The sequence below is a fragment of the Pseudomonas sp. genome (assembly GCF_050739775.1).
Classification (GTDB): domain Bacteria; phylum Pseudomonadota; class Gammaproteobacteria; order Pseudomonadales; family Pseudomonadaceae; genus Aquipseudomonas.
In genome coordinates this window covers 95876-119591 of record NZ_JBOICA010000006.1, presented here as the reverse complement: position 1 = coordinate 119591, position 23716 = coordinate 95876, and the positions used below count along the sequence as shown (strand labels likewise).

General features: G+C 60.1%; 22 protein-coding genes. 18 read left to right on the top strand and 4 right to left on the bottom strand.

Going from position 1 to position 23716, the window contains the following annotated elements; all coding sequences use genetic code 11:
• Nucleotides 1-155: 155 nt before the first annotated feature.
• The 3 genes from bkdR (at nucleotide 156) to ACRESH_RS05370 (ending at nucleotide 3523) form a co-directional block, all read left to right on the top strand.
• On the top strand, nucleotides 156-641 hold the full coding sequence (gene bkdR, locus ACRESH_RS05380; protein ID WP_045189126.1) for a Bkd operon transcriptional regulator BkdR: 486 nt from the start codon (nucleotides 156-158) through the stop codon (nucleotides 639-641).
• 216 nt (nucleotides 642-857) lie between these two features.
• A complete protein-coding gene (locus tag ACRESH_RS05375; protein WP_431741007.1) occupies nucleotides 858-2099 on the top strand; it encodes a glutamine synthetase family protein in 1242 nt (413 codons plus the stop codon).
• 92 nt (nucleotides 2100-2191) lie between these two features.
• A complete protein-coding gene (locus ACRESH_RS05370) occupies nucleotides 2192-3523 on the top strand; it encodes an MFS transporter (RefSeq protein ID WP_431740987.1) in 1332 nt (443 codons plus the stop codon).
• A gap of 169 nt (nucleotides 3524-3692) precedes the next feature.
• Here the strand turns inward: ACRESH_RS05370 and ACRESH_RS05365 are convergent, their stop codons facing one another.
• The 4 genes from ACRESH_RS05365 to flgA form a co-directional block, all read right to left on the bottom strand.
• The gene (locus ACRESH_RS05365; RefSeq protein ID WP_431740986.1) at nucleotides 3693-4436 is read right to left on the bottom strand and encodes a flagellar brake protein; all 744 of its coding nucleotides are present in this window, start codon (nucleotides 4434-4436) and stop codon (nucleotides 3693-3695) included.
• A gap of 80 nt (nucleotides 4437-4516) precedes the next feature.
• The gene (locus ACRESH_RS05360) at nucleotides 4517-4984 is read right to left on the bottom strand and encodes a flagella synthesis protein FlgN (protein WP_431740985.1); all 468 of its coding nucleotides are present in this window, start codon (nucleotides 4982-4984) and stop codon (nucleotides 4517-4519) included.
• Between the two features lie 45 nt (nucleotides 4985-5029).
• The gene (flgM, locus tag ACRESH_RS05355) at nucleotides 5030-5344 is read right to left on the bottom strand and encodes a flagellar biosynthesis anti-sigma factor FlgM (protein WP_431740984.1); all 315 of its coding nucleotides are present in this window, start codon (nucleotides 5342-5344) and stop codon (nucleotides 5030-5032) included.
• A gap of 169 nt (nucleotides 5345-5513) precedes the next feature.
• Entirely contained in the window at nucleotides 5514-6266 is a 753-nt protein-coding gene (flgA, locus tag ACRESH_RS05350; protein ID WP_431740983.1) for a flagellar basal body P-ring formation chaperone FlgA, read from the bottom strand.
• 70 nt (nucleotides 6267-6336) lie between these two features.
• Between flgA and ACRESH_RS05345 the strand changes: the two genes are divergently transcribed.
• The 15 genes from ACRESH_RS05345 to ACRESH_RS05275 all read left to right on the top strand — a co-directional run bounded on the left by ACRESH_RS05345 (nucleotide 6337) and on the right by ACRESH_RS05275 (nucleotide 23666).
• Nucleotides 6337-7266, top strand: a complete 930-nt coding sequence (locus ACRESH_RS05345) for a chemotaxis protein CheV (RefSeq protein ID WP_431740982.1) — start codon at nucleotides 6337-6339, stop codon at nucleotides 7264-7266.
• A gap of 51 nt (nucleotides 7267-7317) precedes the next feature.
• A complete protein-coding gene (cheR, locus tag ACRESH_RS05340; protein WP_431740981.1) occupies nucleotides 7318-8145 on the top strand; it encodes a protein-glutamate O-methyltransferase CheR in 828 nt (275 codons plus the stop codon).
• 172 nt (nucleotides 8146-8317) lie between these two features.
• Complete coding sequence (flgB, locus tag ACRESH_RS05335; protein ID WP_431740980.1) at nucleotides 8318-8725, top strand: flagellar basal body rod protein FlgB; 408 nt, start codon at nucleotides 8318-8320, stop codon at nucleotides 8723-8725.
• A gap of 3 nt (nucleotides 8726-8728) precedes the next feature.
• Nucleotides 8729-9172: a flagellar basal body rod protein FlgC gene (gene flgC / locus ACRESH_RS05330; protein ID WP_400172638.1), complete on the top strand. Its 444-nt coding sequence runs from the start codon at nucleotides 8729-8731 to the stop codon at nucleotides 9170-9172.
• A gap of 15 nt (nucleotides 9173-9187) precedes the next feature.
• Nucleotides 9188-9919, top strand: coding sequence for a flagellar hook assembly protein FlgD (flgD, locus tag ACRESH_RS05325; RefSeq protein ID WP_431740979.1), 732 nt, complete (start codon nucleotides 9188-9190; stop codon nucleotides 9917-9919).
• A gap of 30 nt (nucleotides 9920-9949) precedes the next feature.
• Nucleotides 9950-11275: a flagellar hook protein FlgE gene (gene flgE / locus ACRESH_RS05320; RefSeq protein ID WP_431740978.1), complete on the top strand. Its 1326-nt coding sequence runs from the start codon at nucleotides 9950-9952 to the stop codon at nucleotides 11273-11275.
• Between the two features lie 72 nt (nucleotides 11276-11347).
• Nucleotides 11348-11536, top strand: coding sequence for a hypothetical protein (locus ACRESH_RS05315; protein ID WP_431740977.1), 189 nt, complete (start codon nucleotides 11348-11350; stop codon nucleotides 11534-11536).
• A gap of 190 nt (nucleotides 11537-11726) precedes the next feature.
• Nucleotides 11727-12467, top strand: a complete 741-nt coding sequence (locus ACRESH_RS05310; protein WP_431740976.1) for a flagellar basal body rod protein FlgF — start codon at nucleotides 11727-11729, stop codon at nucleotides 12465-12467.
• A 45-nt stretch (nucleotides 12468-12512) separates the two neighbouring features.
• Nucleotides 12513-13298 carry a flagellar basal-body rod protein FlgG gene (gene flgG, locus ACRESH_RS05305; protein ID WP_400172642.1) on the top strand — a complete coding sequence of 262 codons (786 nt, stop codon included), beginning with the start codon at nucleotides 12513-12515 and terminating at the stop codon, nucleotides 13296-13298.
• Nucleotides 13299-13352: 54 nt separating this feature from the next.
• Complete coding sequence (gene flgH, locus ACRESH_RS05300) at nucleotides 13353-14048, top strand: flagellar basal body L-ring protein FlgH (protein WP_431740975.1); 696 nt, start codon at nucleotides 13353-13355, stop codon at nucleotides 14046-14048.
• 12 nt (nucleotides 14049-14060) lie between these two features.
• The gene (locus tag ACRESH_RS05295) at nucleotides 14061-15170 is read left to right on the top strand and encodes a flagellar basal body P-ring protein FlgI (protein ID WP_431740974.1); all 1110 of its coding nucleotides are present in this window, start codon (nucleotides 14061-14063) and stop codon (nucleotides 15168-15170) included.
• A 10-nt stretch (nucleotides 15171-15180) separates the two neighbouring features.
• Nucleotides 15181-16383 (top strand): flagellar assembly peptidoglycan hydrolase FlgJ, encoded by a 1203-nt coding sequence (gene flgJ, locus ACRESH_RS05290; protein ID WP_431740973.1) that lies wholly within the window; start codon nucleotides 15181-15183, stop codon nucleotides 16381-16383.
• Nucleotides 16384-16393: 10 nt separating this feature from the next.
• Entirely contained in the window at nucleotides 16394-18442 is a 2049-nt protein-coding gene (gene flgK / locus ACRESH_RS05285; RefSeq protein WP_431740972.1) for a flagellar hook-associated protein FlgK, read from the top strand.
• Nucleotides 18443-18455: 13 nt separating this feature from the next.
• On the top strand, nucleotides 18456-20030 hold the full coding sequence (locus ACRESH_RS05280) for a flagellar hook-associated protein 3 (protein WP_431740971.1): 1575 nt from the start codon (nucleotides 18456-18458) through the stop codon (nucleotides 20028-20030).
• Nucleotides 20031-20099: 69 nt separating this feature from the next.
• Entirely contained in the window at nucleotides 20100-23666 is a 3567-nt protein-coding gene (locus ACRESH_RS05275; RefSeq protein ID WP_431740970.1) for a glycosyltransferase, read from the top strand.
• The last annotated feature ends 50 nt before the right edge of the window (nucleotides 23667-23716 follow it).

Sequence of the window (23716 nt, the reverse complement as noted above, 5' to 3'; positions counted from 1 at the left end):
GGTCGCTGCTGAAACCCCGGCTTGTGACTAGGGAGTCAGTCTTGTCCTACATGATATTCGCGCGCCTGAAGAATATTTATCTCAAGTTCATTGCCTTTGTTCGGGCTTGCGGATAAACATTCTTTATAAAGACAAAAAACAGGTGAAATTCTCTCATGCGCAAACTGGATCGCACGGACATCGGTATTCTCAACAGCCTTCAGGAAAACGCCCGGATCACCAACGCCGAGCTGGCCCGTTCGGTAAACCTGTCGCCGACGCCGTGCTTCAACCGGGTCAAGGCCATGGAGGAACTGGGCGTGATTCGTCAGCAGGTGACCTTGCTGGCCCCGGAAGTACTGGGGCTGGACGTCAATGTGTTCATTCATGTCAGCCTCGAAAAGCAGGTGGAACAATCCCTGCACCGCTTTGAAGAAGAGATCGCCGAGCGCCCGGAAGTCATGGAGTGCTACCTGATGACCGGCGATCCGGATTATCTGTTGCGGGTGCTGCTGCCGAGCATTCAGGCGTTGGAGCGCTTTCTTGATTACCTCACACGCCTGCCCGGGGTGGCCAACATCCGCTCCAGCTTCGCCTTGAAGCAGGTGCGCTACAAGACCGCGTTGCCGTTGCCGGCCAATGGCTTGACCTTGCCGGGGTAAGCCCCGTGGGAAATTATGATCGTATTATCCCCGGGTGCTTGAAATTCCGAACACTCGGTGCCTATGTTGTAGCTGTCGCCTTTCACGGCATGCGCAAACAATAAGGATAGTGTCATGACGACCAGTGGCCAGTGCGCTCTCGCGGAGCGATTGACGGGCATTGATGAGATCGAGTGCGTTACGCCGGACCTCAACGGCGTACCGCGCGGCAAAGTAATGACCGCTGCGGGATTTCTCGAAGGCCGCCGTTTGCAGATGGCCCGTGGGGTGCTGTTGCAGTGCATCATGGGTGGCTATCCGGCGGCGCGCTTCTACGGCAGTGACGACGGCGACCTGGCCCTGGTAGCCGATGATCAGCAGATTCACCGTCTGCCCTGGAGCGACGAACCCCGCGCCCTGGCAATTTGCGATGCCGTCGAACTGAGCGGCGCAAGCTCAGGCCTTTCCACCCGTGGTCTGCTCAAGGCGGTGATTGCGCGTTACGCCGCCCGCGGCCTGGCACCGGTGGTGGCGACTGAGCTGGAGTTTTTTGTCTTCGCCCCCAACACTGACCCGCACCAGCCGTTCCTGCCACCACTGGGCAAGGATGGCCGTCGCGAAGAGGGGCATTCGGCATTCAGTGTCAGTTCCAACAATGGCCTGCGACCGTTCTTCCGCGAGGTCTATCGCTGCATGGAGGCCTTGGGCTTACCGCGCGATACCTTCATGCATGAAATGGGCGTCAGCCAGTTCGAGATCAACCTGTTGCATGGCGATCCGTTGCTGCTGGCCGACCAGACCCTGCTGTTCAAGCACCTGCTCAAGGAGGTCGCGCTCAAGCATGGCCTGACCGTGGTGTGCATGGCCAAACCCTTGCCGCATACACCGGGCAGCTCTATGCATATCCACCAGAGCCTGGTGGAGATCAATGGTGGGCGCAATGTGTTCAGCGACGTTGGCGGTAAGCCGACGGCGACCTTCCATCATTTCATCGGTGGCTTGCAGGCCTGCATGGCGGACTTCACCGCGCTGTTCGCGCCGAACGTCAATTCCTACCAGCGCCTGTGCCACCCTTACGCCTCGCCTAACAATGCCTGCTGGTCCGAGGACAATCGCGCTGCCGGTCTGCGCATCCCGGCCAGCTCGCCAGTGGCGCGACGGGTCGAGAATCGCTTGCCCGGTGCCGACGCCAACCCTTACCTGGCGATTGCCGCCAGCCTTGCCGCCGGCCTGTATGGCATCGAACAGCAGCTTGAGCCGGCGCCGGCGATCCAGGGCGAGTTTGCCGTGCCGGATCATTTGCGCCTGCCATGTACCTTGCATGCAGCCCTTGAGCGTCTGAAACGTAGCGAGCTTGCACGGGAACTGTTCGGTACCGAGTTCATTGAAGGCTATATCGCCACCAAGACGTTGGAGCTGACCAGTTTCTTCGATGAAATCACCCCGTGGGAGCGTCGTGTGCTGGCGGCTCAGGCATAGTCTTTTTTATTCCCGGGATCTGCAGCGCGGTTATTTTCACTTATGCTTTCAAGCAGTTTTTCCACCTGCTCAAGGGGCCGTTCGGGACGCTGATGCGACAGATCTGGAAGTCTTTTCGCGCGCTGTATTTTGCTGCGCTGATGATGTTGATTGGCTCCGGCTTGTTGAGTACCTACCTGGCCTTGCGCCTGGCTGCCGATCATGTCGACAGCCTCTGGGTGGGTGCGCTGATGGCTGCCAACTATTTCGGCCTGGCGCTGGGCGGCAAGATCGGTCACCGGCTGATTGCCCGGGTCGGACATATCCGCGCTTATGCCACCTGTGCCGGTATCGTCGGCGCGGCGGTGCTCGGGCACGGCCTGGTCAGCTGGTTGCCGGCCTGGTTGTTCCTGCGGGTGATCGTAGGTCTCGGGATGATGTGCCAGTACATGGTCATCGAAAGCTGGCTCAACGAGCAGGCCGATGCCAAGCAGCGCGGCGCGGTGTTCAGCGGCTACATGATCGCTTCCTATCTGGGCTTGGTGCTGGGTCAGCTGATTCTGGTTGCGCACCCGCAACTGGGGCCGGAGCTGTTGATGCTGGTGGCCATGTGTTTTGCCTTGTGCCTGGTACCGGTCGCGCTGACCCGGCGCATTCACCCGGCACCGTTGCATCCGGCACCGATGGAGCCACGGTTCTTTATCAAGCGGGTACCACAGTCCTTGAGCACGGTGCTGGGCTCTGGCCTGATCGTCGGCTCCTTCTATGGCCTGGCACCGTTGTATGCGGCCAAGCAAGGGCTGAGCACCGAGTACATCGGCCTGTTCATGGGCTGCTGTATTTTCGCTGGCCTGTTGGTCCAATGGCCGTTGGGTTGGTTGTCGGACCGCTACGATCGCGCTGTATTGATCCGTAGCGTAGCGGTAGGCCTGGCCATCGCCGCGTTGCCCTTGGCGATCATGCCGACGGTGCCGCTTATCGTGTTGTTCGTCGCCGGCTTTGCCGTGTCGTTGCTGCAGTTCTGCCTGTACCCCTTGGCGGTGGCTTTCTCCAACGACCATGTGGAAAGCGAGCGACGGGTTTCGCTTACCGCCATGCTGTTGGTGACCTACGGGGTCGGCGCCAGTATCGGGCCGCTGGTGGCGGGTGTGCTGATGAAAGTGTTCGGCACCCAGATGCTCTACGCCTTCTTCGTCTTTTTCGCCCTGGTGCTGGTCTGGCGAATTCGTCCGAAGGCGGTCACCGGCCTGCATCAGGTTGACGATGCGCCGCTCAATCACGTGGCTATGCCGGCGGCAGGCTCGCCACTGTCGGCAGCACTTGACCCGCGGGTTGATGAGCAAGTCGTGCAGGATCAGATGCAGGCGCCGGTGGCGGCTGAGGATACTGAGGGAGAAGAGGAGGCTGATGCTGGTGGCTCAGAGGAGAAGCCGGCGCCAGTGTGAATACAGACCCGGTTGAAATCAGGGTTCTCCAACGCCCCGGGGGCGTGGGAGCGGATTTATCCGCGAAGGGGCGCAATTGCGGTCCCAACGATGGGACTGCTATGCAGTCCTTCGCGGATAAATCCGCTCCCACCAAATTGCGGGGCTTACCCGGCGATAGGGATTCGAGTCAGTAATCGTCTTTATCGAACCGACGCGCTTCACGCTGCAGTTGATAGACAAAGGTTTCAATCTTGCGCTGCATCTGCCCGTTCAGGTTGTGAAAGCGTACGCCAGCGAAGGTAGCGTTGAGGCGCTCTTCGAAATGCAGGTGGCGAAGCTCCACCTCAACCTGGGACAAGCCAAGCGGTGCGCTCGTGGCGAACTTCTCGTACACCTGGCCCAGCTGCAGGCGCTCCTCGACATTGCCTTCAAAGCGCAGCTTGCAACCTGTGGCGGAGATGTCCAGCAGCTTGCCGCGTAACTCGCCATTACCCTTGAGCTTGTCGCCGTCGAGCTTGACATCGACCAGTTGCGACAGTTTCAGCGCAGCCCGAAAGGCATTGCGCCGCTGGTGGTAGGCCACTTCGGTCGGCAGTACGCCGCGGTAGCTGCGATGGCCGTCAACTTCGCTGATGCTCAGCGGGGTGTTGCACTCCCAGGCGATACGCACGCCATCATGAAAGCCCTCGACCCGGAACGGTTCGCCATTTTCAAGGTGGCGCTCACCGTCGCGGGGGATCATTTCATCAAGCACCAGGCGATTGCTTTCGCGGTCAACCTCGACCACGTAGCTCTGGAAGCGCTGGCTGCGTTCGTGAAAGGTGATGATCAGCGGGTCATGGCTCTCTTGCAGCGACCGCAAGTTGGCGGCAATTTCCAACGGGGTGGTAAGCACCTTTGGCGGCTGCGGAGCTTCTGCTTCATTGAACACGGGTAATCAATCTCCAGGCAAAAACGACACACGCAAGTAACGGCATTTTGCCAGTATGTTCCGTGCCTTGATACAAGGAATCAAGCCTGGCTGAGCGCCCGCGGCTTGGCGAGGGGCGAGGTCGACCCACGGGCGTCATAGAGCGACGGTGATTCGCCGCCCATGAGGATTCTGATCTGATTGGCTGTGGTGCTTTGCTGAAGCTGGATCGAGCGACCATTACGCTCGTTGACCGCCTGGCAGTCGGCAAGCAGTTTGCCCAGGACATCCAGTTGCTGCAGAAGCAGCTCGCCCAGTTGCGACTGGCTGGCCAGCTGTTGAACGCCTTCGCGGTCCTGGCTCAGGCCAAGACTTGCAAGCAGTTCACTGCGCCGCCGACCTTGTTGATCGAGAAGGATTACCAGCGATTGCTTGCGCGCCAGGATGTCTTCCAGCAGCGGCATGTCACGGCCGTGCAGGGCAGTCGCCTCGGTCTGCAGCAATTCGAGCAATTGTTGCGCTGGAGCAAAGTCATCTTCGATCAATTGCAGCAGGGTAGTGTCGTGCATGGCTGGCTCTTTGGTTCAAGCGTCCTGAAGTCAGCGCGCCAGGGGCTAGCGCTGGGCTTCGAAATTAAGCAGTTTGCTGGCGACGCGGTTGCTGTCGACCTGGTAGCTGCCGTCGGCGATAGCCTGTTTCAACTCCGCCACCCGGGCGCTGTTGACAATCGGCTGGTCGCGCAGCTTGTCGCTGACCTTTTGCAACTGCTGGGCCTCGTGGCTGAGGTGTACGGCTTCCCCGCTGGCACCGCTCTGGGTGACGCTGTCGGCCTTGGCTGCTGCGTTGCTGCTGGTGCTTTCCTGGCTGTTGCCTGTGCGCACGCCGGCAACCGACGGGGAGTTATTCAAACGACTGAAGTCGATGACCATGATCAGAAAACCTCTGGGTATATGGACGCTTGCCTTGTTTTCGGCCAACCCGAAAGAAACTTTAGGCGCAATTGCTCTGCAGCATGCGCGGCACGTTCAGGGCATCCACTGCGACACAGTTTAGGAAAAGCAGTTGCTGATCGCCAGGGTTCTTCGTTTGTTCACTCGTTTACATGGCCACTTCCACCTGGCCCGGCCCGGTTACCCTGGCCTTGACCACCCGTTTGGAGTTGAGATTGCGCACCCGGACCTGCTCGCTCAGACCGCCTTTGCTCAGGGCTTCACCCGGCATGCGCACGCTGAGCGTGCCGCTGCGGGCGGTGATGACCACCTGATCGCCCTTGCGGACCACTTCGGCCTGCTCCAGATGTTGGGGTGTCAGCACCTGATCCATGACCGTTGGTCGGATAACCTTGAGCCCGACAGCCTGATCCAGGCTGCTCAGGAAACCCTGGTTGAGCACGCCTACATCGCGTTCGCGCAGGCTGACGTCCTGCTCGCCGACAATACTCTCGCGCTTGAGTGGCCGCACCACGGTCACGACATTGCGAAAAAGACGTACCTGGGCGGGCACGAACACCGTCCATGGAGAGCCGCCGTCGCAACGAGCCCTTACTGTTACACGGCCCAGGGGTTGTGCCGGGCTTTCCAGGCTGGCGTCCAGTTGCCGGTCGCACAGTGGCATGCGCAGGCGCGGATCGAGGGTGTTGACCTGGATTTCGTAGCGCCCTTCGGTCTGGCTGCTGGCCAGGTAGTCTTCTACGGTGAATTCAAGAAACCCTTGGGTGACGCCGATAAGTTGTTCAGGCAAGGTGAACGCGTCAGCCAGAGGGCGAACGCCAGGGGTGAGTAGGCACAGCGCAGCAAGAAAGCTGGGCAGGTGGCCGGTCAGGCGTCGGAAAAATGTCGTTTTCGTGTTCATACGATTAAAAAAGCAAAGCGCGTGCCGAGACTGGGTACGAAGTTCGAAGCGTTTGGTGAAGGAGTCTTGCATGGCTGGTGTAATGGATTCGGTGAACCAGCGCACGCAACTGGTGGGGCAGAATCGCCTGGAGCTGTTGCTGTTTCGTCTCAATGGCGAGCAACTCTACGGGATCAACGTGTTCAAGGTGCGGGAGGTGCTGCAATGTCCACCCCTGACCGTGCTGCCCAAGTCCAACCCGGTAGTGCGCGGTGTCGCGAATATTCGTGGGGCAACCATCCCGATCCTGGATCTGGCGATGGCGACCGGTATGCCCGGTCTGAGTGAAGATGTCAGCAGCAGCTTTGTGATCATCACCGAGTACAACACCAAGACCCAGGGTTTTCTGGTGCACTCGGTGGAGCGCATCGTCAACATGAACTGGGAAGAGATCCATCCGCCACCCAAGGGCACCGGGCGTGATCACTACCTGACAGCGGTGACCCGGGTCGACAACAAGATGGTCGAGATCATCGACGTGGAGAAAATCCTCGCCGAAGTGGCGCCGGCTTCCGAGTCCATCTCGGCCGGGGTGGTCGATGCCGAGGTGCAGGACAAGGCGGTGCTGCTGCGAGTGCTGACGGTCGATGATTCGTCGGTGGCGCGCAAGCAGGTCAGTCGTTGCCTGCAGACGGTCGGGGTGGAAGTGGTGGCGCTCAATGACGGTCGCCAGGCGCTCGAATACCTGCGCAAGCTGGTGGATGAGGGCAAGCGCCCGGAAGAAGAGTTCCTGATGATGATCTCCGATATCGAGATGCCGGAGATGGACGGCTACACCCTGACAGCCGAGATCCGCAGCGACCCGCGCATGCAAAAGCTGCATATCATCCTGCATACTTCGCTGTCCGGGGTTTTCAACCAGGCGATGGTCAAGAAGGTCGGGGCCGATGACTTCCTGGCCAAGTTCAAGCCGGACGACCTCGCCCAACGCGTCGTCGATCGCATCAAGGCCACGCACTAACGGCCAGGGCTTAAACCCCTGGCGGTTCACACGATTTAAGAGGCGGCATCATTGTCTACGGGTAATTTGGATTTCGAACAGTTCCGGGTCTTCCTGGAAAAAGCCTGTGGCATCTTGCTGGGCGAAAATAAGCAGTACCTGGTCTCCAGCCGTCTCAACAAGCTGATGGAGCAGCAGGGCATCAAATCCCTGACTGAACTGGTACAACGTATCCAGAGCCAACCGCGCAGCGGTTTGCGCGAGCAGGTGGTGGATGCCATGACCACCAACGAAACCCTGTGGTTTCGCGACACCTATCCCTTTGAGGTGTTGAAAAACAAGGTGTTGCCCGAGCAGATCAAGGCCAATCCGGGGCAGCGCCTGCGCATCTGGTCGGCCGCCTGCTCCTCGGGGCAGGAGCCGTACTCGATCTCCATGGCTATCGACGAGTTCGAGCGCAGCAACATCGGCCAGCTGAAGATGGGCGCGCAGATTGTTGCCACCGACCTGTCCGGGGCCATGCTCAATAACTGCAAGTCTGGCGAGTATGACAGCCTGGCTATTGCCCGCGGCTTGTCCCAGGAGCGGCTGCAACGCTACTTCGATGTAAAGGCGCCAGGGCGTTGGGCGATCAAGGCACCGATTCGCAGTCGTGTGGAATTCCGCTCGTTCAACTTGCTCGACAGCTATGCAAGCCTGGGCAAGTTCGACATCGTGTTCTGCCGCAACGTGTTGATCTACTTCTCGGCCCAGGTCAAGAAAGACATCCTGCTGCGCATTCACGGCACGCTCAAGCCGGGCGGTTATCTGTTTCTTGGGGCCTCCGAAGCGCTCAATGGCCTGCCGGATCATTACCAGATGGTTCAGTGCAGCCCAGGGATCATCTACCAGGCCAAGTAACGCCCACCCACAAATTGCCGCTTTGCCGGCATCCGGCGGAAATCCTTTGCCGCTTTTCTGACGTTGCCGCTACCGGCAAAGCCCTGAAAGCCCCGTATTTACGGGGCTTTGTTTTTTGGCATGGCTCTTGCTCTTGCTCAGTCAACGAAAAACCTTCGAAGGTTTCCCCGACATGAGCATCAGCTTCGACAAAGCGCTCGGCATCCACGAAAAGGCACTGGGCTTTCGCGCTCAGCGTGCCGAAGTGCTGGCCAACAACATCACCAACGCCGACACGCCGAACTACAAGGCGCGTGATATGGACTTCGCTTCGGTCCTGGCGGCCCAGGCGGAGAAAACCAGCAAGGGTCATTTCTCGCTGGATCGTACCAACAACCGGCACATCGAGGCCGAAGGCCTGAGCATGGCTGACGAAAGCCTGCAGTACCGCACGCCGATGCAGCCGTCGATCGACCAGAACACTGTCGATGCCCAACTCGAACAATCGAGCTATGCGGAAAACGCCGTGGGCTTTCAGGCCAGCTTCACGCTGCTCAACAGTAAATTCAAAGGGCTGGTATCGGCCCTGCGCGGAGAGTAAGTCATGTCCCTCGCCAGTGTCTTCAACATTGCCGGTAGCGGCATGAGTGCCCAGACCACGCGTCTGAACACCGTCGCCTCGAACATTGCCAACGCCGAGACGGTCTCATCGAGCATCGATCAGACCTATCGCGCCCGTCACCCGGTGTTTGCCACCACCTTCCAGCAAGCCCAGGGCGGCGTCGGCCAGTCGTTGTTCCAGGATCAGGATGCTGCCGGTCAGGGCGTCCAGGTGTTGGGGGTGGTGGAGGATCAGAGCAACCTCGAGGCGCGCTATGAACCTAACCATCCGGCGGCGAACAAGGACGGTTATGTCTATTACCCGAACGTCAATGTGGTCGAGGAAATGGCGGACATGATCTCTGCCAGTCGCTCGTTCCAGACCAATGCCGAGCTGATGAATACGGCCAAGACCATGATGCAGAAGGTCCTGACCCTCGGTCAGTGATAAAGGACGAAGCCAATGGCAAGCGTTAACGACACCACCGCCGGTGTAAACCTGACCGACGTGCTCAAGGCGTCGGTCAAGAAAACCTCCGAGACCAACAACACCAGCGGCGTTGCTTCGGCAACCAACAGCAAAACCGGCAACCAGACGCTGGGCAAGGATGCGTTCCTGCAGTTGCTGGTTACCCAGATGCGCAATCAGAACCCGCTCGATCCTCAGGACAACAGCGAGTTCGTGGCCCAGCTGGCGCAGTTCAGTAGCCTGGAAGGCATCACCTCGCTCAACGAGTCGGTGACTGCAATCTCCGGCAATTACAAGTCGTCCCAGGCGCTGCAGGCGTCATCTCTGGTCGGTCGCTCGGTGATCGCCCAGACCGACAAGGCCGTGGTCGATACCACCAAGAGCTTCAACGGTTCGGTGGTGGTGCCGCAGTCGCTGAGCAACGCCACCGTTACCATCACCGGCAAGGATGGCAAGGTGGTCAAGACCATCGATCTGGGCGAGCAGAAGGCCGGCAATGCCGCCTTCGTCTGGGATGGCACCAATAACGCGGGTGAGAAGGTCGACCCGGGTACCTACACCTTTGCCGCCAAGACCACCATTGAGGGCAAGCAGCTGGATATGTACACCCTGCTGCCCGCCACGGTCAGCAGCGTCACGATCAGTAAGACCGGCGGCGAGATGATGCTCAATCTTGCAGGCCTGGGCAGCATTGCACTGTCCAAAGTCCAAACCATCGGTATATAGAGCCGGCTAACGCGGCACAAGGAGTGAAAGATGTCATTCAATATCGGCCTTAGCGGTCTCTATGCAGCCAACAAGCAACTGGATGTGACCGGCAACAACATCGCCAACGTCGCCACCACCGGCTTCAAGTCGTCGCGCGCGGAATTCGCCGACGTCTACTCGGCCAACAAGCTGGGTGTCGGCAGCCAGAGCGTCGGTAATGGCGTGCGTCTGGCCTCGGTATCGCAGCAGTTCACCAACGGTGAAATCAACAACACCGGCAACGTGCTGGACATGGGCATCCAGGGGCAGGGCTTTTTCGTCCTGAGCGACAACGGTTCGCTCAGCTATACCCGCGCCGGTGCCTTCCAGACCAACAAAGACAACTACGTGGTCACGGCTGATGGCCTGCGCCTGCGTGGTTATGGTGTGGATGCCAATGGCAAGATTATCAATGGTGTGCTGACCGATCTGAAGATCGACACTTCGGCGCTGGCGCCAAAGACCACCACCACCATTGATCAGGGTATCAACCTGAACTCGTCGGACAAGGTCATTCCGGCTGCCACTACCTTCAATCCGAAGGACGACACCACTTGGAACAAGACGTTCGCCACCAAGATCTATGACAGCCAGGGTAACGAGCACGTCATGGACCAGTACTATGTCAAGACTGGTACCAATACCTGGAGGTCGTACACCCTGATCGAAGGTCGCAACCCGCTCAATCCCGCTCAGGAGCCACCGCAGCCGCTGGTAGGCAACATCGAGTTCAACTCCGATGGTAGCGTCAAGAACATGACCGCCGGTGCGGCAGGTTCGGGCTATGAAGTGGTGAACAAGGTCTTCAAATTGACCGGTTGGGTGCCTGCCACTGTTACTAATCCAAACGCCACGCCTCCGGTCTGGGGTTCCAATGGTTCGGCGGCCAGTGCCGGTGGCATTGCCATCGACATGACTGCGACCACCTCCTACAACACCCCGACCACGCGCTTGTCGCAAAGTCAGGACGGTTACGCTACCGGTATCCTGTCGAGCTTGAGTATCGACGGCAGCGGTGTGATGTTTGCCAGCTTCAGCAACCAGCAATCGCGCGCTATTGGTCAGGTCGCTATTGCCTCCTTCGCCAACGAACAGGGCCTGCAGCCGATGGGGGGGACGCGCTGGACTGAAACCTACGCCTCGGGCATCCCGGGTATCGATGCGCCGAAGACCGGCACGCTGGGCGCCATCGCCTCCAACTCGCTGGAAGCTTCCAACGTCAACCTGACCAACGAGCTGGTCGAGCTGATCAAGGCGCAGAGTAATTACCAGGCGAACGCCAAGACCATCTCCACCCAGAGCACCATCATGCAGACCATCATTCAGATGACCTGATAGCGGTGTGAGGCGTTAGTCGTGGACAGGCCCCTTTCTCGGAAGGGGTCTTTTATTTCAAAGGTATCGATCATGTTGCGACGAGTGGCGCTGGCCGTGTTCGCGGTGTTGCTGATGACTCAGGTCAGGGCTGATGCCGCGCCTTGGTACCGTTGGGAAAGCCAGGCCGATGGGCGTCTGGTCTGTGCCCAGTTTTCTCCGGGCGATGGCTGGAAGCGTTTTGCCGGTCCCTTCAACAACGCGGCGTGCCGCGACTACTGAGTCTTGCCGCTAGCGGCAAGCTGGCGCCGTAATTTCGACGGCGTTTCTGCCTCTCGCATTTTTGTGTGGCGATCAGGCCCTTGCCTGACGGGGCTTTTAGCCACTTCTGCAAAGTTGGTTTGAAACTTGCTACATGCACTGCAAAGCAGCGGCGAACGGCAAGTGTTCGCCAGCGCAGGGGAGGAATACTGTGGACAAGATGCTGTACGTGGCCATGACCGGTGCCAGCCAGAACGCGCTGGCGCAGAAGGCTCATGCCAACAACCTGGCGAATATTTCCACCACCGGTTTTCAGCGTGACCTGGAGCAGGCGCGCTCGATGCCGGTATTCGGCGACAGCTTTCCGGCGCGTGCCTATGCCATGACCGAGCGGCCGGCGACGGATTTTTCGCCGGGGTCGATGTTGGAAACCGGGCGCGACCTCGACGTAGCCATTGGTGGCGACGGCTTTATCGCCGTGCAAGCGCCTGATGGCAGCGAAGCCTATGTGCGTACCGCGAGCATGAACATCGATGCCCTGGGTGTACTGCGTGCCGGTAACGGCATGCCGATCATGGGCAACGGTGGGCCGATTGCCGTGCCGCCGGAGCAGAAAGTCGAGGTCGGTGAAGACGGCACCATCAGCATCCGCGCCATGGGCGAGGGGCCGCGGGTAATGGCCGAAGTCGACCGGATCAAGATGGTCAACCCCGACCTCAAGACCATGAGCAAAGGCCTGGACGGCTTGATCCACACCAGCAATGGCCAGCCGGCGGTGGCCGACGCCAACGTCAAGCTGGTGTCGGGTTTCCTTGAGACCAGTAACGTCAACGCCGTCGAGGAAATGACCTCGGTGCTGGCGCTGTCGCGTCAATTCGAACTGCACATCAAGATGATGACCACGGCCAAGGAAGGCGACGAAGCCATGGCTCGGGTTTTGCAAATCGGCTAATTACACAGACGTAGCGCCGTAAAACAGGCGCGCGAGGAGAACAGCATGCTTCCGGCTCTTTGGGTCAGTAAAACCGGTCTGTCCGCTCAGGACATGAACCTGACCACCATTTCCAACAACCTGGCCAACGTCTCGACCACCGGTTTCAAGCGTGATCGTGCCGAGTTCCAGGACTTGCTGTACCAGACCCGTCGCCAGGCAGGCGCCCAGTCGACCCAGGACAGCGAGCTGCCTTCGGGCCTGCAGCTGGGTACCGGTGTACGCATTGTCGGCACCCAGAAAAACTTCAACGCCGGTAGCCTGCAGACCACCGAGAACCCGCTGGACATGGCCGTCGACGGCCGCGGTTTCTTCCAGATCCTGCAGCCCGATGGCACCGTCTCCTACACCCGTGACGGTACCTTTCACCTGAACTCCGACGGCCAGATCGTCACCGCCAGCGGTTTCGCCCTGGAGCCCGCCATCGTCGTTCCGCCTGAGGCGCAGACGTTCACCGTAGGCCGTGATGGCACCGTTTCGATCACCACCGCAGGCAACCCGGCGGCGCAGGTCATCGGCAACCTCCAGACTGCCGACTTCATCAACCCTGCCGGCCTGCAGGCAGTGGGTGGCAACCTGTTCCTGGAAACCGCGGCCAGCGGTGCGCCACAAGTCGGCACGCCGGGCCTGAACGGTTTCGGTGTGGTCCAGCAGCAGACCCTGGAAAACTCCAACGTCAGCACCGTGGAAGAGTTGGTCAACATGATCACCACCCAGCGTGCCTACGAGATGAACTCCAAGGTCATTTCCACTGCCGACCAGATGCTTTCGTTCGTTACCCAGAACCTGTAAGTGAAGTCTTCGAGGTCGCTTGAACAGTGCGTGTTACACCGTGAGGTCAGAGTCATGAGTCGTTTGTTTTACGTACTTGCCCTGAGTGGGATCAGCGTGCTGGCCGGCTGCGTTGCGCCGACGCCCAAGCCCAATGATCCGTACTACGCGCCGGTATTGCCGCGCACGCCACTGCCGGCGGCGGCCAACAACGGCTCGATCTACCAGGCCGGTTTCGACCAGAACCTGTACAGCGACCGCAAGGCATTCCGGGTCGGTGACATCATCACCATCACCCTCAACGAGCGTACCCAGGCAAGCAAGAACGCCAACTCGCAGATCGCCAAGAACAGCAAGGCCGATATCGGCCTGACCTCGTTGTTCGGGTCCTCCATGACCACTAACAACCCGTTCGGCGAGGGTGACCTGAGCCTGAGTGCCGGCTACAGCGGTGACCGTGCGACCAAGGGCGACAGCAAGGCCGGGCAGGGCAACAGCCTGACGGGCTCGATCACCGTGACTGTTGCCGATGTGTTGCCCAATGGCATTATTGCCGTGCGCGGTGAGAAGTGGCTGACCCTCAACACGGGTGACGAACTGGTGCGCATCGCCGGCATGATTCGCGCCGACGACATTGCCACCGACAACACCGTGCCTTCGACCCGGGTTGCCGATGCGCGTATCACCTATTCGGGAACCGGCTCCTTTGCCGATGCCAGCCAGCCGGGTTGGCTCGACCGTTTCTTCATCAGCCCGCTTTGGCCTTTCTAGGTTCGGATGACCATGTTCAACTTCAAGCAGCTGATCACCGCCGCGCTCCTGATGTCCACCGCGTTTGCCGCGCAGGCCGAACGCCTGAAGGACATTGCCAGCATTTCCGGCGTGCGTGCCAACCAGCTGATCGGCTACGGCCTGGTGGTGGGGCTCAACGGCACGGGTGACCAGACCACCCAGACGCCGTTTACCCTGCAGACCTTCAACAACATGCTGTCCCAGTTCGGCATCAAGGTGCCGGAGGGCTCGGGCAATGTGCAGCTCAAGAACGTCGCTGCGGTCTCGGTGCATGCCGACCTGCCGGCGTTCGCCAAGCCGGGGCAGGTGGTAGACATCACCGTGTCCTCGATTGGTAACTCCAAGAGCCTGCGCGGCGGCAGTTTGTTGATGACGCCGCTCAAGGGTATCGACGGCAACGTCTATGCGATCGCCCAGGGTAACCTGGTGGTCGGCGGCTTTGACGCCGAAGGTCGCGACGGCTCGAAGATCACCGTCAACGTGCCGTCAGCGGGGCGCATCCCCGGTGGTGCCTCGGTAGAGCGTGCCGTGCCCAGTGGTTTCAATCAGGGCAACAGCCTGACCCTGAACCTCAATCGGCCGGACTTCACCACCGCCAAGCGTATCGTCGACAAGGTCAACGAACTGCTCGGTCCAGGTGTGGCCCAGGCCCTGGACGGTGGCTCGGTGCGGGTGACCGCACCGCTCGATCCAAGCCAGCGGGTCGATTACCTGTCGATCCTCGAAAACCTGGAGATCGATCCGGGCCAGGCGGTGGCCAAGGTCATCATCAACTCGCGTACCGGTACCATCGTCATTGGCCAGAACGTCAAGGTGTCGCCGGCTGCCGTTACCCACGGCAGCCTGACCGTGACCATTACCGAAGACCCGATCGTCAGCCAGCCGGGGCCGTTTTCCAATGGCGAGACCGCCGTGGTACCACGCTCACGGGTCAACGCCGAGCAGGAAGCCAAGCCGATGTTCAAATTCGGCCCGGGTACCACCCTGGATGAAATCGTCCGTGCGGTGAACCAGGTGGGAGCGGCCCCCAGTGACCTGATGGCGATCCTCGAAGCCCTGAAGCAGGCCGGCGCCCTCCAGGCCGACCTGATCGTGATCTGAGGACTGGCGCATGGAAATGCCGAAAAACCCAGTGGCCTCCATGGCTGACAGCGGTGCTTACACCGACCTCAACCGGCTCAGCTCGCTGAAGGTCGGTGACCGCGATAACGAGGCCAATCTGCGTAAGGTGGCCCAGGAATTCGAGTCGCTGTTTCTCAACGAGATGCTCAAATCGATGCGTTCGGCCAGCGATGTGCTGGCCAAGGACAATCCGCTCAACACTGAGACCACCAAGCAGTACCAGCAGATGTATGACCAGCAGTTGGCGGTGAGCATGTCCCGCGAAGGTGGTGGCATCGGTCTGCAGGAGGTGCTGATGCGTCAGCTGTCCAAGCAGAAAGTGGCGTCTGTGAGCAACAGCAGCCCGTTCCCGCGCTTCGATATTCAACCGCGGCCACTGGGCGCGACAGCGGTGGGGGTGGCCGAGCAGCCGCAGGAAACTGCCGTCACGCGCAATGATGTGGCAGCGCTCAACTCACGTCGTCTGGCGTTGCCGGGCAAGCTCACCGATCGCTTGCTGGCAGGGCTGGTGCCGGCGGCTGGCGGTGTGCCGGCCACGACCAACACTACACCAATCCCCGGGCGCTCGACCCTTGCCGGCGACGCTGTGGTCAAGGGTGACTGGCAGCCGGCGCAAGCCTTTGCTGCGCCGGGCAACCTGCGCATTTATGGTCGCGCCATGGCCCAGCCGCCGTTGGCACCGGCCAAGCGGGCCTTCAGTTCTTCGGACGATTTTGTCGCCACCATGCTGCCGATGGCCGAACAGGCCGCCAAGCGCATCGGCATCGACCCCCGCTACCTGGTGGCTCAGGCCGCTCTGGAAACCGGTTGGGGCAAGTCGGTCATGCGTCAGGACGATGGTCGCAGCAGCCATAACCTGTTTGGCATCAAGGCTACCGGCAACTGGCAGGGCGAACAGGCGCGGGCAATCACCAGCGAGTTTCGTGATGGTCAGTTCGTCAAGGAGACGGCGGCGTTCCGTTCCTACGACTCCTACCAGGACAGTTTCCATGACTTGGTGAGCCTGTTGCAGAACAACGCCCGCTATAAAGAAGCGCTCGAGGCGGCCGATAAACCGGAACAGTTTGTACGCGAGCTGCAGCGGGCCGGTTACGCAACCGATCCGGATTACGCGAGCAAGATCTCGCAGATCGCCAAGCAAATGAAATCCTACGAAAGCTACGCAGCGATTGGCACTACTACGCAACTATAAGGTTTGAACCATGGCGAGTTTGATCAACATCGGGATGTCGGGGCTCAACGCCAGTCAGTCGGGCCTGCACACCACGGGTAACAACATTACCAATGCCGATGTCGCTGGTTATTCGCGCCAGCAGAACGTGCAGCGGGCCAATGGCTCCCAGCAGTATGGCCACGTGTTTATCGGCACCGGCACCACCCTGTCCGATGTGCGCCGGGTATATAACGCCTACCTGGAAAACCAGTTGCGTACCACCACCTCGCTGAGCAGCGATGCGGCGGCGTACCTCAAGCAGGTCGCGCCGATCGACAACCTGCTGTCCGAGGCCGATACCGGCATTACCGGCGCCTTGAAGAGTTTCTTCACCGCCATGCAAAGCGCGGCGGCCAAGCCCAACGAGGATGCTTCGCGCCAGTTGCTGCTGACCAGTGCCCAGTCGCTGAGCAAGCGCTTCAACACCATCGCCAACCAGCTCAACGAACAGAACAGCAACATCAATGGCAACCTGGCCTCGATGGCCGAACAGGTCAACAAGCTGTCGGCGACCATTGCCCAGTACAACGACCAGATCTCCCGAGTGGCGGCGGTGCAGGGCACCCCGAACGAGCTGCTCGACCAGCGCAACGAAGCGGTGCGCCAGTTGTCCGAGCTGGTCGGTGCCCAAGTGGTCGAGCGTGAAGGCAATCTTGATATCTACCTGGAGAACGGCCAGCCGCTGGTGATGGGCAAGACCATCAACACCCTGCAGACCGTGCCGAGCAAGAACGACCCGACCCGCGTCAGCATCCAGCTCAACCGTGGCACCACGGTCATGGACGTCACCTCCAGCCTCAAGGGTGGAGAGATCGGCGGCCTGCTGCGCTATCGCAGCGAAGTACTGGATCCGTCGCTTAATGAGCTGGGGCGCGTGGCCCTGGTCATGGCCGATCAGATCAACCGTCAGCTGGCCCAGGGTATCGACAAGAATGGCGAGTTTGGCGCAGCCTTGTTCGGCAACATCAACAGCCCCGAGCAAATCAGCCAGCGCAGTATTGCCCAATCCGGCAACAGCGTCGGCTCCGGCAACCTCGATGTGACCATCAAGGACACCGGCAAGCTGACCGCCAGCGATTATCAGGTGACGTTCACCAGCGCCACCGGCTACAGCGTCAAGAAGCTGCCGGAAGGTACCAGCATGGGCAGCTTCGATCTCACTGACAACCCGGCGCCGGTCATCGACGGCTTTACCCTCAAGCTCAATGGCGGTGGCCTGAGCGCCGGTGACAGCTTCAAGATCACCCCGACCCGCAGTGCCGCCAGCAACGTGGACACCGTACTCACTGACCCCAAGCGCCTGGCGCTGGCATCGCCGTTGACCGCTACCAGCGGTTCGGGCAACAAGGGCACCGGTATCATCAGTCAGCCTGACCTGACCTCGGTCATGGATATCTACGATCCGGCCCAGCGCCTGGATCTGCAGAATGGCCTGAAGTATTCGACACCGGTGAAGCTGGTGTTCGGTGATGAAAAAACCATCCCGCAGACTTACAAACTGCTTGACGCCAAGGGCGACCCACTGGGCTCTGGCACGATCATTCCGGGTCAGAGCAACAAGCTGCAGTTTTCGGTGCCGATGGTCGACTCTACCGGGGCGCCGATCAACGATGCCAGCGGTAACCAGAAGTCCTTCACCTTCGAGATGACGGTATCCGGTTCGCCCAAGGCAGGTGACAACTACACCATCGGCATGACCGGCGCGGGTTCGGACAACAACCGCAACGGCCAGGCGGTAATCGACCTGCAGACCAAGGGTACGGTTGAAGTCGGAGCCAACGGCAAGGGCATCAGCCTCACCGACGCCTACGGCAAACTGGTGGAGAAAGTCGGCGGCAAGACTGCCCAGGCGCAGATGGATGTGGATTCGACCACGGCATTGCACACCTCGGCCAAGGCTTCGCGCGATTCGCTGTCGGGTGTCCAGCTCGATGAAGAAGCCGGCAACCTGATCAAGTACCAGCAGTACTACACGGCCTCGTCGCAGATCATCAAGGCGGCGCAGGAAATCTTCTCCACGCTGATCAATGCCCTTTAAGGAGTGGTAGACCGTGCGTATTTCTACTTCCCAGTTCTACCAAACCAGTGCCTCGAACTATTCGCGCAACTTTGCCAACGTGGTGAAGACCGGTCAGCAGGCCAGTGACAACATTCGCGTGCGTACTGCCGCTGATGATCCGGTAGGCGCGGCGCGCCTGTTGCAGTTGCAGCAGCAGAGCAACCTGATCGATCAGTACAATGGCAACATCACCAATGTGCGCAACAGCCTGGGTACATCCGAGTCGACGCTCAATGGCATCACCAACATCCTGGCGCGGGCCAAGGAACTGGCCATCACCGCCGGTAACGGTGGTTACACCAACGCCGACCGCAAGGCCAATGCCCAGGAGTTGGCCCAGCTCGAAGAGCAGCTCTACAGTCTGATGAACAGCCGTGACGAGAATGGTAAGTACATCTTCTCCGGCTCGCGTGGCGATACCCCGCCTTATGTGCGCAATGCCGACGGTACCTACACCTATAAGGGTGACCAGAGCAATCTGAGCCTGCAGGTTGGCGATATGCTCAGCATGGCCACCAACGAAAGCGGTTATGAGGTGTTCGAGCAAGCGCTCAACACCAGCCGTAGCCAGACTGCGCTGACCCTCCCGCTGGTAGATGATGGACGGGTCAGCCTGTCCAACGGCCAGGTCTCCGGCAGCACCCAGTACAACGACCGTTTCCGCGGTGGTGAGCCATACACCATCACTTTCACCAGCAGCACCCAATACAAGATTACCGACGCGGCCAACAATGACGTGACCCTCGAAGCCACCGGCGGTGGTACTTTCGATCCGAGCAAGCCTGCCGACATCACCTTTCGTGGTGTTGAAATGCGCCTGAACATCAATCTCCAGGACGCTGACAAGGCCAACCCGGATCCGGTAATCGCCGGTCACACGTTCACCCTGTCCTCCAAGCCTGATGAGGTTAGCGGCTCGCGTAGCCCCGGCAACCCCTCGTTGTCGCAGATCAGTACTGCCAGCATCAGCGATCTGGCGAAGTATCGTGATGCCTTCCCAGGTGGTGGCGCGATCATCAAGTTCACCAGCGCCACGAACTATGAGCTCTATGCCCAGCCCATGGGGCCTGATGCGCGTCCGGTTGCCAGCGGCGTGCTGACCGGCGTACCGGCCACCAACGCCACCATCGCCGGTGTCGATTTCAACTTTTCCTCGCCACCTGCGAGCGGCGATCAGTTTTCGGTCAAGGTCGATACCCACCAGAACCAGAATATCCTCGACACCCTCTCCGGATTCCGCAAGGCGCTGGAAATGCCGGTCGACAACGACCTGGCCTCGCGGCAGAAGTACCAGGCCGCACTGGATTCGGCTATCGGCAACCTGGAAAGCGGTGCCAACAAGATCGCCGAATCCATCAGTTCCATTGGTGCCCGCGGTGCGGCGCTGGATGTCCAGGCTGAAACCAACGAAAGCCTGAAAATGGCCAACACCAAGACCCAGGGCTCGATCCGCGATGCCGATCCGGCTGAAGTACTGATCCGCCTCAACCTGCAGCAGACCATGTTGCAGGCTTCGCAGCTGGCGTTCACCAAGATCTCCTCGCTGAGCCTGTTCAACCGTCTCTGACGGTTTTTCATTGTTTTACCGACCCGGATGACGCCAGGCGTCACCCGGGTCCCCGCCAGGTCCTCCATTGTGAACCAACAGCCTCTCGTCAGTATCGCCATCCCTGCCTTCAGCCCAGCGTTCTTTCGACGGGCATTGTTCAGCGCGATGTCCCAGGGCTACCCCAGTCTTGAAGTCATCGTCTGCGACGATAGTCCGGGGGACGAGATCAAGGCCATTGTCGATGAGTTGGCCGTAGAGGCGCGCTGTGAACTGCGCTATGTGCGCAACCCTGTCACCCTGGGCTTTGCGCGCAACCTGCTGATGTGCCTCGAGCACGCCACAGGCACCTTCATCAAATTCCTTTGCGATGATGACTGGCTGATTGAAAGCTGTATTCGCCAGCAGGCGCAGACACTGGTCGATTGCCCGGATGTGAGCATGGTCGTCAGCCATCGACTGATCTGTGCTGCGGACGACACGCTGTTGCCATCGCGTCCGGACAACTGGGTGATCGCACCGGTCAGCGCGGTGCTCAATGGCGGTGACCTGCTGGAAGTCCTCGCCGCCAAGGCACCGAATTTGTTTGGTGGCATCAGTCACTCCCTGTTCCGCCGCGCTCAGGTGCAGGAGTACCTGGCAGAGCTGGTTCAGGACGGGCAGGGCTTCTGCGCGCGCCTGGACCTGGCCTTGTACATCTGCCTGTTGCGTCGTGGTCACCTGGCCTATCTGAAAGACATGCTCAGCCTGGAGCGTGTGCACCCGGCTCGTTTGAGCCACCACACCAGCATGATTCTGGCCGCGCCGAATGAAACAGAGTGGTTGGTGCAGATGCTCGCGTCGCGTACCAACGAGGCGGCACCGGCTACAGGCTGGGTTCGTTACTTGCCGATTGAACGCTACAGCGAAGGCGAGGAGAAGGACTGGCAGGAATTCGAACTGGCGCGGTTGTATTTCGGACAGTTAGCCAACTTCGAACAACAGGTGGGTAGCCAGAGCCGGAGCTTCGCCGAACTCTACGAACAATGGCTGGAGTGCCGGACCCTGTCGCCGGCGCAGGTGCAACTGCTGCCCAAACGCATCGAGCAGTGGCCGAGCCGTCCGCGCATTGTCCCGGTGGTCTTCGACCCCAAGGGCGACGCCCAGGCGCTCAAGGCTACCCTGGAAAGCCTGGCGGCCCAGTCGTATGCCGCCAATGAAGTCTGGGTCCTGACGAACGCGCAGGCACCGGCATCGCGAGCAGGAGTGCAGTTGCTTGCTCTGCGCGGTGACGGCTTCGCGCAGCTCAATGAGCGCCTGGCGCATGAGCACAGTGCCGACTGGGTTTTCCTGCTGCAGGCCGGTGATCGCCCGCATGAACATGCCCTGGTGATCATGGCCGAGCGCATGGCCTTGCGCACGGACCGACTGTGCCTGTACACCGATGAGGGGGCCAACGACAACCTGCAGGCAGGTCAGCCGATCTTCAAGGCGGATTTCAACCTTGACCTGATGCGCAGTTATCCCTTCGTTGGGCGCATGCTGGCTTTCGAGCGCACGCGGTTGCTCGAATTGGGTGGTTTTGACATCGAGTTCGGTGCATTGGCCCCCCATGATCTGCTCTGGCGCTTGGTTGAAACCCATGGCTTGCACGTGGTCGAGCACGTCAGCGAACTGCTGGTGCAGTGTCAGGTCAGCTACGCTGACTGGTTGATTGACCCAGTCTGTGTGACCCAGGCCCCACGGATCCTGCGGGCGCACTTGCAGCGCCTGGGGGTGGCGGCCGAGTTGAGCAGCGCCGAGGGCACGCTGTTGTCGCGTGTCAATTACCAGCATGCCGATACGCCAGCGGTGTCGATCATCATTGCCGCGGGCCAGGATTTGCCAACCTTGTTGCGCTGTGTGGAGTCGATCTTCGAACACACCGCTTACAGCCATTACGAAGTGCTGGTGGTCACCCGCGGCGATGAGCCGGCAGCGTTGCAAGGCTGGTGTACGGCGATGCGCGGACTGGGCAGCGAGCAACTACGGATCATCGAAGTCGATGCCCCGGCGGGGCCTGTTCTGTTCAACCGGGCTGCTGCCCATGCCCGAGGCAGCTACTTACTGCTACTCGACGTCAGTTGCATGATTTTTGACGGTCAGTGGTTGAGTGAGCTGATGAGTCAAGCCCAGCGCCCGGAAGTCGGCGTAGTAGGTCCGAAATTGTGCAACAGCGACGGTGCTGTGGTGGGTGCCGGGCTGGTGTTGGGCTTGCACGGCCCGGCGGGTAGCCCGTTCATTGGCCAGAAGGTCGGCGTCGGTGGGTACATGAACCGCCTGAGCGTAGTGCAGAACTGGAGTGCTGTGAGCCTCGATTGCCTGTTGGTGCGCCGCAGTGTCTACGATGACCTTGCCGGCATGGACGAGCAGGCTTACCAGCACGCGTTGTTTGATGCCGATTTCTGCCTGAAAGTGCGTGATCACGGCTATCTGGTGGTCTGGACGCCGTTTGCCCTGGTGGCTCGCTTGCCCGCCCAGGATCTGCCTGGGCTCGCTCAACCACAGCGCGACCAGGATGCCTTTTATGATCGCTGGCTGCCCCGTGTCGCTAATGATCCGGCCTACAACCGCAACCTCAGCCTGAAGATGTCCAGCTTCAACATCGACCCGGGCTTGCGCAACGGCTGGGATCCGTTCATCAGCCGGGCGGTACCCTTTGTCCTGGCGCTACCCATCAACACTTCGGCTGTTGGTCATTATCGGGTGAGGCAACCGTTCATTGAGCTGGAGAAGGCGGGCTGGGTCCAAGGGCGGGTGCACTACTCCACGCCTGGCACCATTGAGCTGGAGCGCGATAAGCCCGACACGATCATCCTGCAGTGTCGCTACATGAGCAGTTCGATCGACGTGTTCGAGCGTATCAAGCGCTACTCCGGGGCCCGGCGCATCTACGAAATCGATGATTACATCCTTGATGTGCCAAAGAAGAACGATCACGCACGCAACCTGCCGACCAATATGCGAGATCTGGTCACCCGGGGCATCGCCCTGTGTGACCGGCTGGTGGTATCGACCCAGCCATTGGCCGACGCTCTGTCCGATATGCATCATGACATCCGTGTCGTGCCGAACATGCTGGCCCCGCATCTTTGGCTGGATCTGCAAAGCCGCCGCCAGACTTCGATCAAGCCTCGTGTCGGCTGGGCCGGCGGCACCAGCCATCGCGGTGACCTGGAGTTGATCGCTGATGTGGTCAAGGAACTGGCCAATGAGGTTGACTGGGTGTTCTTCGGCATGTGCCCGCCGTCCCTGCGCCCGTATATCAAGGAGTTCCATGGCGGTGTGCCGCTGGATATCTATCCGCAGAAGCTGGCAAGCCTGAATCTGGACCTGGCGTTGGCGCCACTGGAAGTAAACCTGTTCAACGATTGCAAGAGTAACCTGCGCCTGCTCGAGTACGGGGCGTGCGGTTTCCCGGTGATCTGTGCTGATACCAAGGCCTACCAGGGTTATCTGCCATGCACGCGGGTGGCCGGTAACACCCCGCTGGAGTGGCTGGAAGCAATACGCATGCACCTGGCCGATCCTCAGGCCAGCTATCGCCAGGGCGACCAGCTACGCGAAGCGGTCCTGCGTGACTATGTATTGACCCAGGACAATCTGCAGCACTGGGCCAACGCCTGGTTGGCCGATTGACGAATGTGGCCGGCAATCTAGCCGACCCTGAACAACGAGAGAATTAGGTG